This window comes from Edwardsiella sp. A.80236, from assembly GCF_044540725.1.
GTDB classification, from domain to species: domain Bacteria; phylum Pseudomonadota; class Gammaproteobacteria; order Enterobacterales; family Enterobacteriaceae; genus Edwardsiella; species Edwardsiella tarda.
Window position 1 is genome coordinate 76,098 of record NZ_JBIUCY010000007.1, and the last position, 13,126, is coordinate 89,223.

Sequence of the window (13,126 nt, forward strand, 5' to 3'; positions counted from 1 at the left end):
CTGGCACCTCTTTCTCGGGGAATATTCGCCAGCCGCGCCTGTGTGGGCTTCATTCTCCCTTGGCGCTGCGTTAGTATAACTCCAACGTTTCCTTGTTATCAGCAACCATCACGGATACCCCCGATGCTTAAAATCTTTAATACACTCAGTCGACAGAAAGAGGAATTTAAACCCATCCATGCCGGAGAAGTCGGCATGTATGTGTGTGGGGTAACCATTTACGATCTGTGTCACATCGGGCATGGCCGTACCTTCGTCTGTTTCGACGTGGTGGCACGCTATCTGCGCTACCTGGGCTATACGCTGAAGTATGTGCGCAACGTGACCGACGTGGACGATAAGATCATCAAGCGTGCGCTGGAAAACAAAGAGAGCTGCGAGCAGTTGACCGAGCGCATGTTGGCGGAGATGCATCGCGATTTCGACGCCTTGAATATTGCCCGTCCGGACGTGGAGCCGCGCGCCACTCACCACATCGCCGAAATCATCGCGCTGGTGGAGCAATTGATCGCCCGTGGTCACGCCTATGTGGCCAGCAACGGTGACGTGATGTTCGCCGTCGATACCGATCCGGACTATGGCCTGTTGTCGCGCCAGGATCTGGAGCAGTTGCAGGCCGGCGCGCGCGTCGAGGTGGCAGAGGTGAAACGCAACCCGATGGACTTCGTGTTGTGGAAGATGTCCAAGCCGGGTGAGCCGAGCTGGCCGTCACCGTGGGGCGAAGGGCGTCCCGGCTGGCACATCGAGTGCTCGGCGATGAACTGCAAGCAACTCGGTTCCCACTTTGATATCCATGGCGGCGGGTCAGATCTGATGTTCCCGCACCATGAGAATGAGATCGCCCAGTCGACCTGTGCCCATGACGGCGCCTACGTCAACTACTGGATGCACTCCGGCATGGTGATGATCGACCGTGAGAAGATGTCCAAGTCGCTGGGTAACTTCTTTACCATCCGCGACGTGCTGGCGCACTACGATGCGGAGACGGTGCGTTACTTCCTGATGTCTGGTCACTATCGCAGCCAGCTGAACTACAGCGAAGAGAACCTGAAGCAGGCGCGTGCGGCCCTGGAGCGTCTGTATACCGCGCTGCGCGGTACCGATGCCACGGCCCAACCGGCGGCGGATGAGGCCTTCGAAGGGCGTTTCCGGGCGGCGATGGATGACGACTTCAATACCCCAGAGGCTTACTCGGTGCTGTTCGACATGGCGCGCGAGGTGAACCGCCTGAAAGGGGAGGATATGGCGCAGGCTAACGCGCTGGCGGCGCAGCTACGTCGTCTGGCTGGGGTGCTGGGTCTGCTGGAACAGGATCCGGATGCCTTCTTGCAGAGTGGGGCGAGCGCCGATGACGGTGAAGCGGCGCAGATCGAGGCGTTGATCAAGCAGCGTAACGATGCCCGTGCCGCCAAGGATTGGGCGCGTGCCGATGATGCGCGTGACCAGTTGAATGCCTTGGGGATCGTGCTGGAGGATGGCCCGCAGGGGACCACCTGGCGTCGTAAGTAAGCGCGCCAGCATGTAAAAAGCCGGACTCTGGGGTCCGGCTTTTTTACGCCTGGCGTTTGGTTTAGGCGACGACGCGCGCCTGTTGCCCGGCGAAGTCGACCACCTGACCGGCGACAATCTTGGCGCGTTTGCGCGTCTCGATGGCGCCATCGACCTTGACCTGCCCGTCGGCGATCAGGTTTTTGGCCTGGGCGCCGCTGTCACACCAGCCCTGTAGCTTCAGCAGATCGCACAGCTCGACGTGTGGGTGATTGTCCAGATGGAAAGTTTGCATGCTTTTGTCTCTTGCCTGAAAAATTAACCGCCGCACGGGCGGACACGGCACTATTGTGCCAGTGTGGGGCGCCGGGCGCACGGGAAAGGTGCGCGCGGTGCGGCGCAGGCGGCTATCAGCAGTCGTGGAACGCTTCGCAGGCCTGCAGGGTGTTTTGCATCAGCGTGGCGACCGTCATCGGCCCGACGCCACCGGGTACCGGTGTGATCCAGCTGGCGCGCTGAGCGGCGGCGGCGAAGTCGACATCGCCGACGACCTTACCGTTCTCCAGGCGGTTGATACCGACATCGATCACCACTGCCCCGGGTTTCACCCATTCGCCGGGAATAAAGTGGGCCTTACCGACGGCGGCCACGATCAGATCGGCGCGCTCGACGTGTTGCTGCAGGTTCCGCGTACGGCTATGGGTAATGGTGGTGGTGCAACCCGCCAGCAGCAACTCTAGCGCCATCGGGCGCCCAACGATATTGGAGGCGCCGACCATCACGGCATCCAGTCCCTGGGTTTCGATAGCGCAACGTTCTAGCAGGGTGATGATGCCGCGCGGGGTGCAAGGGCGCAGCTTGGGGGTCCGCTGACACAGACGCCCCAGGTTATAGGGGTGGAAGCCGTCGACGTCTTTATCCGGACGGATACGCTCCAGGACCAGGGTATTGTCGATCCCGTCGGGCAGCGGCAACTGCACTAAAATGCCATCGATCGCCGCGTCGGCGTTGAGTGTATCGATCAGCGCGAGCAGGTCGGCCTGGTTGGTGTCCTCCGGTAACGCATAGGAGCGCGAGAGGAAGCCAACCTCCTCACAGGCACGTTTTTTACTACCGACGTAGATTCGAGAGGCCGGATCGTCGCCGACCATGATGACGGCCAGCCCTGGCGCGCGTTTACCTTCCGCTAGGCGCTGTTGTACCCGTGCCGCGACTTCACTTCTGACTTGCTGCGCAATCGTTTTCCCATCAATAATTTTTGCTGTCATGGTGAGTTGATCCATCCTGGTTATGTTGCGGGGGAAGCGACTATTGTCGCAGATGGTCGGCGTGCTGTCAGGTAAATGTTGATCTCTATCAAGAGTGCGCGTAACGAGGAGTCTGTTGTATAGACTCCCATTCTCGGGCGGAAATCCGTGATTTCCCGTGAAAGGCATTGACTCATCAGAGTGGGGCCGTATAATCCCATCCCGCTTGAAACATCAGGCAGATGCACCGGTTACCCCCGATGCGCCCTTAGCTCAGTCGGATAGAGCAACGGCCTTCTAAGCCGTGGGTCGCAGGTTCGAATCCTGCAGGGCGCACCATTGAAAATCAATTGATTAAGCGGTTTTCAATCCTACTTGCTTTTCCTCCTGTGTCGTTTTTGTGTCGCAACCTCAGAAAGTGGGTCGATTTTTCTGGCGTATTCGGTCAGGTGATTGACGGCCAGACGTGCCTATCTGCGCAATCAGAGTGATTGATCCCCATCCGCCCAAGACAGTGCGGGGTACGTCCGCTCGTTTAGACGAGGCGCTGTGCGTGAAAACGACGCGCTTTGCTCGTCACGTGGGAGGTGCAGCCTTAACACTCTGCGAGAGGGCGGCGATAAAACCTAAAGAGACGAGCTCTCAGCAGGCCGATGGGCTGAGTGCGGTTATCCTACTTCACTGAAGGCCGTCGATTGACCCGCCCTGGCGGCTGCGATGAGGGGGGGGCAGGATGGCGTCATACCGAGGGGGAAATGTCGTGCCTCTGGGGCATATAAGAGGTGGGACCGCCCGGCGCGCGTCTTGCGACGCGGGGTAGGGAATGTCTGAAAATTGCCTCGAACCATTGTTCATCGCCACGACCATCGATAACATCCCCCTCCGCTGTCATGGGGCCCTTGGTTAGCGTCGGGTGCTTCAGTCTGGGGATAAGCCACCTCATTACGGCACTCGGCCCTTTAGCTCAGTGGTGAGAGCAGTCGGCTCATAACCGATTGGTCGCTGGTTCAAACCCAGCAAGGGCCACCAGATAGGCGGGCATCGTATAATGGCCATTACCTCAGCCTTCCAAGCTGATGATGCGGGTTCGATTCCCGCTGCCCGCTCCAACCTATCCGCCACTAGCTCAGTCTGGTAGAGCCGATAACCTTGAGGTTGTAGGTGCGAGGTTCGAGGCCTCGGTGGCGGACCACCTTTAGCACGGTCTTCGGCGATGTAAGGGGATCCCGGTGTATCTTGCTGTGCATCCCCTGCCTCGGTTGCGCTAACTACGCAATAATCGCCTTCTCCGAGCCGCTTGTATCATGGGTGACTCGGCGCCCAGGAAACCTATAACGTGCGACAACGCACCACACGCCGATATCACTGCCATCCTGCGTCCAGTCATCCCGGCGTTCGTGTGAATCAACGCACTCTAATAGGCCATCTTTAACCACTCCTTCTAGGGTTCAGTGTACAGACTCAGTGGTGTTCTTTTTTACGTGTATCTGCGCCGAGGTGTAGGAGGTAGGTCATACCGGAGACATCAAGCGGAGGCGGGCCAATTTCACTGGATACCCATTCGCGGTTTGCTGGCTCAAAGAAACTGAGTATCTCTTTTTTGCGACTGGTCATTTTCATGGCTGGGGCTCTCCTTAATGTGGGATACATCTATCCTGCAATAAGAAAGGGGGTCATCATAGTGGGGTGATGTCTCCTTCCCTCTGATCGCTGCTCGTTTTTCATACTCAAAGTGGGCACGCAAAACAATCTGGTGGCATCCTGGGTTCAATGAAAACGATACCCCCAATGAAGCTCAATGCCCATCAGATCGATGGTCACGAAGTGCAAAGGTCAATCCCATAAGTTGGTCGATGGAGGGGGCATTAGCGATATTCCCTAATAGAGTCAATCAGTAAACGTTTTGCTTATTCAATAAAATTATTAACACGCGCTGAGTGTGGGTGTCGCCCTGTTGGGGAAATAAATCCCTAGCTGTTATAGCGTGTTGTTTTATTTATTATTGGCTAGTCGTAGGGGGGAACGCTATGAGCAATTGGTAAATATACTACTTATACGTTTTATCTGTAGTTTTCTCATTATGTTTAATTTGTGTGCGCATACTGTTTTATACGATATGCTTAACCTTTCAGCAATATGGCTTGGGCTATGCTCTTGCAATAGCATGGTTAAGACCATTCTTTCTCTTGCGCTTAAAATGTGTTGGTAAGGCGTAGTATCCATAGTGTTGTGATAAATACAGCGGTGGTAATCACTGGCTGTTGATCTTTCTGTAAGTAAATGGCTAACCTTAAATAATGACAGCTCTATGCATAAAACTCTTAATTTATTGGGCGCGATTAAGGAAACTTTCATCCTTGATAGTCTCACTTTATATCTATTTAGGAAGTTAATCGTCGATATGACATCATTATCACTCCTGATTAAATTGAAAATTATCGCTTCGCCGTCACGCCTTAACAGTTGTAATGGTTGATACGCCATGACATTTACGTTGTCATGGATATGATGGAGAAACTTACAAATACATTCAGCGAGTAGATTGTTATCCGTATAGACTGTTACGCCTATCATTGTTTCACCAAGGCTGAAAACTTACGGGGTTTGGTGTGAGATATATAAGTGGCACTGCTATACTTTTAGTCGCGTGAGTGTAGAGTTGTAATAGCACCATATTAATAACCTATATTCCATTTGCTATAATAAACTAGGCGCGGTGAGCTCGATGACTTACCAACCTGCCGCTAAACCGAAGCCCAGTGCAGTATTATGAGAGGAGTCCCAGGAGGCATTAATCCGCGCGTTGAGGTTATTCGTGATTCTATACTGAATCCCTAGCGCGGCCGCATTACCATTGCGGTAATTACCAATGCCTACCCCATAAGAAAATGTATTTCCGTGAACGTAAGGGATAGATGATATTGCCGTGACAGCGGCAATCCCAGCATTGAGTCGGCTTTCCGTATGGTTAATCTTTTCATCAGTATAACGATTGGCTGAAGCTAGCGTTTGTTTATCTCCGTTAGCCCGAGCAATCGTTTCTGCATAGTCGGCTTGAGCTCTTGCTCTTTGTTCCTTTTGATCGCCATCTAGACGAGCAGCCTGTTCTTTTTGATCTCCTTCGTTTCTGGCTAAAACCTCCGCTTGATCAGCATGAAGACGAGCCGAGGACTCTGCTTGGTTTAATTGTTCACTGTATTTCTTCACATTATCGTGCGCATCCGCGATTTTACTATCAGTATAATGATTTGCCTGTGTCAATGTGAGCTTATCGCCCTGATCGGTATAGCTCTTCGCGTCGTTTTTCGCCTGGCTGATTTCGTTATCGGTATAGTGCTGCGCGCGGGTTAGGGTGACGTTACCTGCGGTAATCATATCGTGCTCAATGGATTGATGGATGCGATCGGTATAATCTTGTGCGGCCCCTTGAGCCGTGGTGACCTGTTGATCGGTATAATTCTTCGTGTCGTTTTTCGCCTGGCTGATTTCGTTATTGGTATAGTGCTGCGCGCGGGTTAGGGTGACTTTACCCGCAGTAACTATATCGCGCTCAATGGATTGATGGATGCGATCGGTATAATCTTGTGCGGCTCCTTGAGCCGTGGTGACCTGTTGATCGGTATAGTTCTTCGTGTCGTTTTTCGCCTGGCTGATTTCGTTATCGGTATAGTGCTGCGCGCGGGTTAGGGTGGCTTTACCCGTGGCAACCATATCACGCTCAATGGATTGATGAATCTTATTTAGTTCATTGTGACTGACGGGTAATAACCCTATGATGCATTTAGCCTTCAGTGGATTACATGCAGATGCGGAGACAGAAGTGCCAAGTAATAATATTGAGCCTATAGCATAGCTTATGCGTTTTCTTTGCATCATCGTTATCTCTATCCTAAATTAGTTTCACCTCATTACTTTTTAACACCAGGATTAATTTCCATCCGCCTCAAGGAAGTCTGAGCGTTTCTGCTTGGTGACTAAATGGAGGTGTGGCAATTAATTAATCTTACTGTCTGTTTGCTATTTTTACGCATTGCTGAATTGTTGATCAATTAAATAAGGTGGAGATCAAAACAATAAGAAGTAACAAGGAAATAGGAAAATAGATAATGTAATTTGGAAAATTCAGCATATTATGCCATGAAGCTGGGTGGTAATTATGTAAATTCAGGATAACTTTCTTAAATCTAAGAAGGGTTAGCTTCTAATTCTATTAAGAAAACTCCAGTTAAATCAATAAGAAATAAATGAAACAAAATGTAATTATGGTTGGAAAATAAGATATTTCTCATTCTATTATATTGATATAAGACAGGTTTTCTTCATATTAATTATCAATCATTATTATAACTAACGGCGCGTTAATAAACTTGGATTAAAATGCTTTAATAAAAAATAAAATATTTTTTTGGTATAGGTGTCGTCATTAATGGGGGATGTATGACTGATTTTTTGATTTTTGGTTATTAGCTTGTGGTCATTGTCGAATTAACTATTTTACTATTCAGGGTTGGCTGGAGGCGGTTTTGCCTCGACACACATGAGATAATTCTGTCGTGGGCAATATTGTCGTCGTGAACCTTCCGCTCTGTGTGGCCGCCACGCAGAGCGTTTTTATCCGCCTTACCGTCAGTGAATCGCGGTAAGGCGGGAGCGGCGGGGTTAGAGCTTGAAGCTGCGGACAACCTGTGCCAATTGCACGGTCTGTTCCTCCATGGATTGCGCGGCGGTTGCGACCTCTTCCACTAACACGGCATTCTGCTGGGTAGTGCTGTCCATTTGGGTGATGGCGACGTTGATCTGTTCGATGCCACGGCTCTGTTCATCGCTGGAGTGGCTGATCTCCGAGATCAGCAGGTTGACGCCTTCTACCTTCTGCGCCAAGGCATGCATGCTGTCGCCCGCTTGACGAACCAGATCGCTGCCTTGCCCAATGTTGCTGACGGACGTTTCGATCAGTTTCTTGATCTCCTGTGCCGACTGGGCGCTGCGTTGCGCCAAGGCGCGGACTTCGCTGGCGACCACGGCGAAGCCTCGACCATGTTCTCCCGCTCGTGCCGCCTCGACTGCGGCGTTAAGGGCCAGGATATTGGTCTGGAAGGCGATGCCATCGATGACGGCGATGATCTCGACGATTTCTGCTGAGGAGTGGCTGATGTGCCCCATGGTGGTGACGACCTCATTCACCACGGCGGTGCCCGCCTTGGCGGCAGTGGTGGCCTGGGTGGCCAACTGATGAGCCTGTTGGGCATTGTTGGCATTCAGGCGTACGGTACCGGTTAACTCCTCCATCGAGGCGGCGGTTTCGACGATGGCGGCAGATTGTTCCTCGGTGCGTGAGGAGAGATCGATATTCCCCCCGGCTATTTGGCGTGAGGCGCTGGAGATGGCCAAGGCGCTTTGTTCCACTTGGCGCATCAGGTGATGGAGGAAACTGATAAACGCATTAAAGCTATCGACCACCTGATTGAATTCAGGGCTACGGCTGGCGGCGAGTCGACGCGTCAGGTCGGCTCCTCCGCTGGAGAGCGCCTTAATATTGTTATTCAGCAGAGTCACGTTAGCAAAGACGTTACGAATGATGGCCATCAGGATGAGTACGATGATCACCCCCATCACCCCCTGTATGATGGCCAGTTGGCTCAGCACCTCGAAGGAGTGATGCTCTAAGAGGCGATTCGTGACGTCGACCGCCAAATACCAAGGCGTCCCGGCGATGGGGAGCAGGAAGAGTGAATGACGCCCATCCTCCCCCTGGTATTCGCCTTGCCTCTCCCCCTCCCCCTTGCTCTCTTGCCTGAGTAGCGTCAGTAGCGGTGTCGCCAATGGTAGGGAGAGATCGCGCAAGTTAGCCAGTGTAGCGTGTTCGGCATTGGGGGTGCCGTCGCCGATGATTTTGCCATCGGCCTCGACGATCAACACCGTGCCGTCAATCGTCTTGCTCATCTGTTGGGCGAGTTGATTAAAGAATCCCAAGGTCACATCGATGGTCGAGACACCCCAAGGCTGGCCATTTTTACTTATCGCCATGGCGCAGTTGGTTCTTGGCTGTGAGCTCGCCGCATCCTGGTAGGCATTGGCCCAGGCGCATTCGCCGGCGGGCGCGTTTAATCCCGCCAGATACCAACTCTGTTGCCAATATTTCTGGGAGGTGGGCTGATTCCATACGCTATTGAGCTGGAGTACACCGCTGGCGTCACGGGCATAGAAGGTGCTGAAGCGTTCTTTAGCCGGATCGCGTTTTCCGGGTAGCGGCCAGATGCCACCGCCAAAAATATTACTGTCGCCATATTGATTAATCAGCGGAGGTAATAGGTGATCGAGTTGTTCACTGGGGAGGTTGCCGACCAACTCGGTGATAGCGCGTTGTTGCGCCTTTACCCGGTTCATCTGCTCTTTAATGATATCGCTTTGTGCCTCAGCGCTAACCTTGATATTTCTGACTTCGGTTTCGACCAGTTGAGGTGAGATGAATAGCTTGATAATGATATTGCTGACAACGATCAACACAATAAAAAAACTAATGAATAACAGGACGATCCTTCCCTGCGTATTTTTCCAGGTCATGATGCGCTATCTCTTTTTTATGGGGGTAGCGCTTACAACGGCACTTTTTACTATTCCTTTAATTCATTTTTTTAATGGCGTGAGCGGCGTGACGATCTTTAAATAAGAAAGTCATTTTTAGATGATAATATTCTTTTCCTGCCCCATTGCCTTGCGAGGTTAAAACTGATTGCGCGCGGGAACTGCCGTTTATTATTCCTGCCCATATCGGCAGGCTAGATAAAGTATGCCTGACAGGAATTAAATATTGCCATGGAAATTATTCTTGGTGGAATTAAATTCTGGCACGGAGCTCAGCAAGGATAGCGGGCATCACAGGCGCGAGGGAAAGCACCTTCCCGGCGTGAGCCGGGAAGGTGGGATAACTCAGAAGCTCCAGGAGGCGCCTCCACCGATGGCAACGTTGCTGTCGGTAGCGAAGGAGGCGGAGGCTTTGATGGCCAAGCCGTTCTCGAAGCCCTTGCCGATCCCAATGGCACCGGCGCTCTGGCTATCGTAGTAGCCAACGCCGACACCGACGGTGAAGGAACCTTCAGTATAGGGAATGGGGATATTGCTCATCGCTGCCACGCCGGCGATACCCGCGGCTGCTTTCTTGCGATTATCATCGATGCGCCGGCTTAGGGAGTGACTATTTGCCTGGATAGCGGCGCTCAATTCGCGCTTGCTGTCATTCAGGGCGGCGTTAAAGGCGTCACTACTACTGGTATTCGTATTATCCTGTACCCTTTTTAGCTCTCCTAGTGCCATCAAGTTTACCGCTAGCGTATTTTCTTGCTCTTGACGTAATGTCTTCTTGGCCTCGCTAATGGCTGTATCATTCGCCTTCTTCACCGCATCGGCGGCGGCGGCGATGCTAGCCTCATTCGTCTTCTTCACCTCATTGGCGGCGCCGAGAGCGAAGATATGGGCTGTCGTTAGGTCGGCCTGACGCGCCTGTTGCTCTGCGTGTTGATTGTCTTGCAGGGACTGGTTGAGCGTTGCGATGCTAGCCTCATTCGCCTCCTTGACCGCGTTGGCGGCACCGAGGGTGAAGATATTGGCAGCGGCAAGGTCGGCCTGATGCGCCTGTTGCAGTTGGGCAAGCGCCTGTTGGCTGTTCTCTATCCCTTGGATATTCTCTTGCACGGCGGCGACCAAGGCGGCGCCATTGAGCTGCTCGGTGATATGATTGTCGGCGAGATAAGCTAAATATTGCGTCATATATTGTTGCGCGTTTTGGGTAACCCCACTAATGGATGTGACTAGTGAAGAATTGACGCTGACATCGGCTTGTTTGAGCGAGGCTAATAAGCCGATCACATTCCTTTGATAGGCGGGTAGAAGGACCGTTTGGGGCAGGTTTTCCAACTGGGAGTCGATAGTCGAAGGATTGCTAAGCGCCTGTTCCGCGAATTTACCAAAGTTATACCCCGCCATATGTGCCGAGGTGTAAGTATGCAGCGTGTCATAGAGTTGACGCGCGCGGGCTTGATCCGTTGTCAGGGTATTATACAACGTGATGTTAGAGAAAAAATCTTGTTGATTAGCAGTGGCCATCGCCTGTAATACGGCGATAGCTGCCTGATCTGCTGCGGATTGAGAAACCGAACTCATATAGCCCACGTAGTTCTCTACAGCTTTGACTTTATCGAATTGGCGTTTGTATTCTGACGCTGGCGTTAATATGTAATCACTGAATCGTTGGTCCTTCAATGCATTTCGTAAATTTTCCACATTGTCGTTGGCCTCAATGATTTTGGCTATCTCTTTACGAAAATAGGTCGGTGCCGTTAATGACTGCTGAATGGATGTCTGCAGTGCGGTTTGGAGCGTTTCCTTGGCATGTGCTTGGATAAGATCAGTACCTATCTGTGGCAGTGCCTTGGCAAACGCCGCCAGTTCGGCCGCGCTTAACGTTGCGGGAGTGGTTGCTGGTGAGGCCGACGGGCTCTCGGTGGATGCCGCGTCAACGGAGGGCGTCTCGGAGGCGGCATAGCCATAAGCGCTGCTGAGGACAAATAGCGATGAAATCAGCGCAGCAAGGGTGTGGCGTTTCATATTGTAATATCCTTATATTATATTCCAATCGGGGACCTAATATCTTGGATGGGGGCAGTGATATTGCCGGGAAAAGAATATCAATAAAGACTATTATTGAATAATTTATTTTATGCATGTATTAATTAATCGTATTATCTCCTCTTTATTATATTTTTTTATTTTACTTTATTGATTCGATTTAAAGATTGCTATGATATTTTTATTAAGAGCGTTTATTCAGGTGACCACAATATTTGTCCGGGGCTGACGCTCTGACGTGACTAAAAATAGCGATGGGGGTGGGAACGATGGCGCGCACCACGTTGTTACGCTTCCCTGGTGGTGATGCCGTCGATGAGCCTTATGGCGTGTCATCTTGCCCAGGTAAGAAACGATAACAATTTCGCGCCATGGCGGGCGGCCGAAGATTCGCTGTGATGTGTTATTGTCACCGAATGTTAGCGTATCGGTGCAGTGAGACGTGCAGAAGCCTTCCTCCCCCTTGCAATCTAAACGTGTGGCCGTCGCCAGCCGTGAGGCCGTGGCGATGTTGGCGATCGGCGTGGTCGCCGGCCTGGCCGGATGGCTGGTAGCCTTACTGCTGCATAGCGTGCAGCATCTGGCCTATGGCTACAGCCTCCATGCGGTGATCAGCGAGGAGTCCTTCTTGCAAGGGGTGAGTGCCGCCACGCCGGGACGCCGCTTTGTGGCATTGATGACGGCGGGGGTGGTCGCAGGGGTTGGCTGGTATGCGTTGTACCGTTATGGCCGCCCCTTGGTGGGCGTGAGGGCGGCGCTTCAGCGCCCGGCCCAACGTATGCCGGGGTGGGAGAGTGTGCTACACGCCATCTTGCAGGTGGTTACCGTCGGGATGGGTTCGCCGTTAGGGCGAGAGTCGGCGCCACGTGAGATGGGGGCGCTGGGGGCGGCGCGTCTGGCCAGCTGGCTGGGGATCGGCGCGGGGCAGACGCGTACCCTGATCGCCTGTGGTGCGGGCGCAGGGCTGGCGGCGGTGTATAACGTGCCGTTGGCTGGCGCGTTGTTTACCTTGGAGGTCCTGCTGCGTACTTGGCGGGCGAGGGCCGTGCTGCCGGCATTGGCCTGTAGCGCCATCGCGACCGAGGTGGCTCGCTTCGGCCTGGGCGACGAGTATCAGTACCATTTTCCCGCCTACCCGGTGACCGCGAGTTTACTGCTCTGGTCGCTGCTCTTCGGTCCCCTATTGGGTTATGCGGGGGTCGTCTTCGCTCGCTTGGGGCGCCTGGCGGAGTCCCATTCAGCGCGGGATGGCCGCCTGGTGCGCGATAATCTGCTGGCTTTCCTGTTGCTAGCCTTATTAACCCTGTGGCTGCCGGCCTTGCCGGGGAACGGCAAGGGGGCGACCTGGCTCAGTTTTAACAGCGATGTCGGCATCGCCCTGGCCGCCCTGTTGCTGGTCGCTAAGGTGGCGGTACAGTATGCCGCCTTGCGCGCCGGGGCTCGCGGTGGCCTGATGACGCCCGCCTTAGCCAATGGTGCCTTGCTGGCCTGTATCTTGGGGAGTCTATGGTTGCATTGGTTTCCGGGCACGGCGTTGGGCGCCTTTGCCGTGGTGGGGGCGGCGGCCTTCTTATCCGCCTCGATGCGGATGCCGCTAACCGCCCTGGTCTTGATGTTCGAATTAACCCATATCGCTCAGGATTTCTTGTTGCCGTTGAGCTTGGCTGTCTCTGGCGCCACGATGGTGCGTCTCTGTCTGGAGCGGTAAGCGCTCGATGTATGCTGCGCGTGCGTATTTTTCCGCGGCTGGCTCCGGTTGTTGCGCG

At 53.2% G+C, this 13,126-nt stretch carries 8 protein-coding genes, 4 tRNA genes and 1 pseudogene; 6 read left to right on the forward strand and 7 right to left on the reverse strand.

Features of this window, described 5'->3' with window-relative positions:
• Window positions 1-123 precede the first annotated feature (123 nt).
• Window positions 124-1,509, forward strand: coding sequence for a cysteine--tRNA ligase (gene cysS, locus ACEQFP_RS08115; protein ID WP_005295190.1), 1,386 nt, complete (start codon window positions 124-126; stop codon window positions 1,507-1,509).
• A 61-nt stretch (window positions 1,510-1,570) separates the two neighbouring features.
• Here cysS and ybcJ read toward each other — a convergent pair whose 3' ends face one another.
• Window positions 1,571-1,783: a ribosome-associated protein YbcJ gene (gene ybcJ / locus ACEQFP_RS08120; protein ID WP_005289327.1), complete on the reverse strand. Its 213-nt coding sequence runs from the start codon at window positions 1,781-1,783 to the stop codon at window positions 1,571-1,573.
• A 115-nt stretch (window positions 1,784-1,898) separates the two neighbouring features.
• Window positions 1,899-2,756, reverse strand: a complete 858-nt coding sequence (gene folD, locus ACEQFP_RS08125) for a bifunctional methylenetetrahydrofolate dehydrogenase/methenyltetrahydrofolate cyclohydrolase FolD (protein ID WP_005295193.1) — start codon at window positions 2,754-2,756, stop codon at window positions 1,899-1,901.
• A gap of 241 nt (window positions 2,757-2,997) precedes the next feature.
• Between folD and ACEQFP_RS08130 the strand changes: the two genes are divergently transcribed.
• From ACEQFP_RS08130 to ACEQFP_RS08145, 4 genes are all read left to right on the forward strand, one after another.
• A tRNA-Arg gene (locus tag ACEQFP_RS08130) sits at window positions 2,998-3,074 on the forward strand.
• Between the two features lie 614 nt (window positions 3,075-3,688).
• Window positions 3,689-3,764: transfer RNA gene (locus tag ACEQFP_RS08135), tRNA-Ile, on the forward strand.
• A 5-nt stretch (window positions 3,765-3,769) separates the two neighbouring features.
• A tRNA-Gly gene (locus tag ACEQFP_RS08140) sits at window positions 3,770-3,844 on the forward strand.
• Between the two features lie 6 nt (window positions 3,845-3,850).
• Window positions 3,851-3,927 (forward strand) — tRNA-OTHER (locus ACEQFP_RS08145).
• Window positions 3,928-4,003: 76 nt separating this feature from the next.
• Here ACEQFP_RS08145 and ACEQFP_RS08150 read toward each other — a convergent pair.
• The 5 genes and pseudogenes from ACEQFP_RS08150 to ACEQFP_RS08170 all read right to left on the reverse strand — a co-directional run bounded on the left by ACEQFP_RS08150 (window position 4,004) and on the right by ACEQFP_RS08170 (window position 11,339).
• A pseudogene (locus ACEQFP_RS08150) lies at window positions 4,004-4,355 on the reverse strand (hypothetical protein).
• A 405-nt stretch (window positions 4,356-4,760) separates the two neighbouring features.
• Window positions 4,761-5,309, reverse strand: a complete 549-nt coding sequence (locus tag ACEQFP_RS08155) for a LuxR family transcriptional regulator (protein ID WP_074428752.1) — start codon at window positions 5,307-5,309, stop codon at window positions 4,761-4,763.
• Window positions 5,310-5,465: 156 nt separating this feature from the next.
• Complete coding sequence (locus ACEQFP_RS08160; protein ID WP_370547240.1) at window positions 5,466-6,611, reverse strand: YadA C-terminal domain-containing protein; 1,146 nt, start codon at window positions 6,609-6,611, stop codon at window positions 5,466-5,468.
• 783 nt (window positions 6,612-7,394) lie between these two features.
• Entirely contained in the window at window positions 7,395-9,299 is a 1,905-nt protein-coding gene (locus tag ACEQFP_RS08165; protein ID WP_068871750.1) for a methyl-accepting chemotaxis protein, read from the reverse strand.
• Window positions 9,300-9,665: 366 nt separating this feature from the next.
• Window positions 9,666-11,339, reverse strand: coding sequence for a YadA C-terminal domain-containing protein (locus ACEQFP_RS08170; protein WP_370547242.1), 1,674 nt, complete (start codon window positions 11,337-11,339; stop codon window positions 9,666-9,668).
• Window positions 11,340-11,802: 463 nt separating this feature from the next.
• Here ACEQFP_RS08170 and ACEQFP_RS08175 point away from each other — a divergent pair, with 463 nt between their 5' ends.
• Entirely contained in the window at window positions 11,803-13,068 is a 1,266-nt protein-coding gene (locus ACEQFP_RS08175) for a chloride channel protein (protein ID WP_370547243.1), read from the forward strand.
• The last annotated feature ends 58 nt before the right edge of the window (window positions 13,069-13,126 follow it).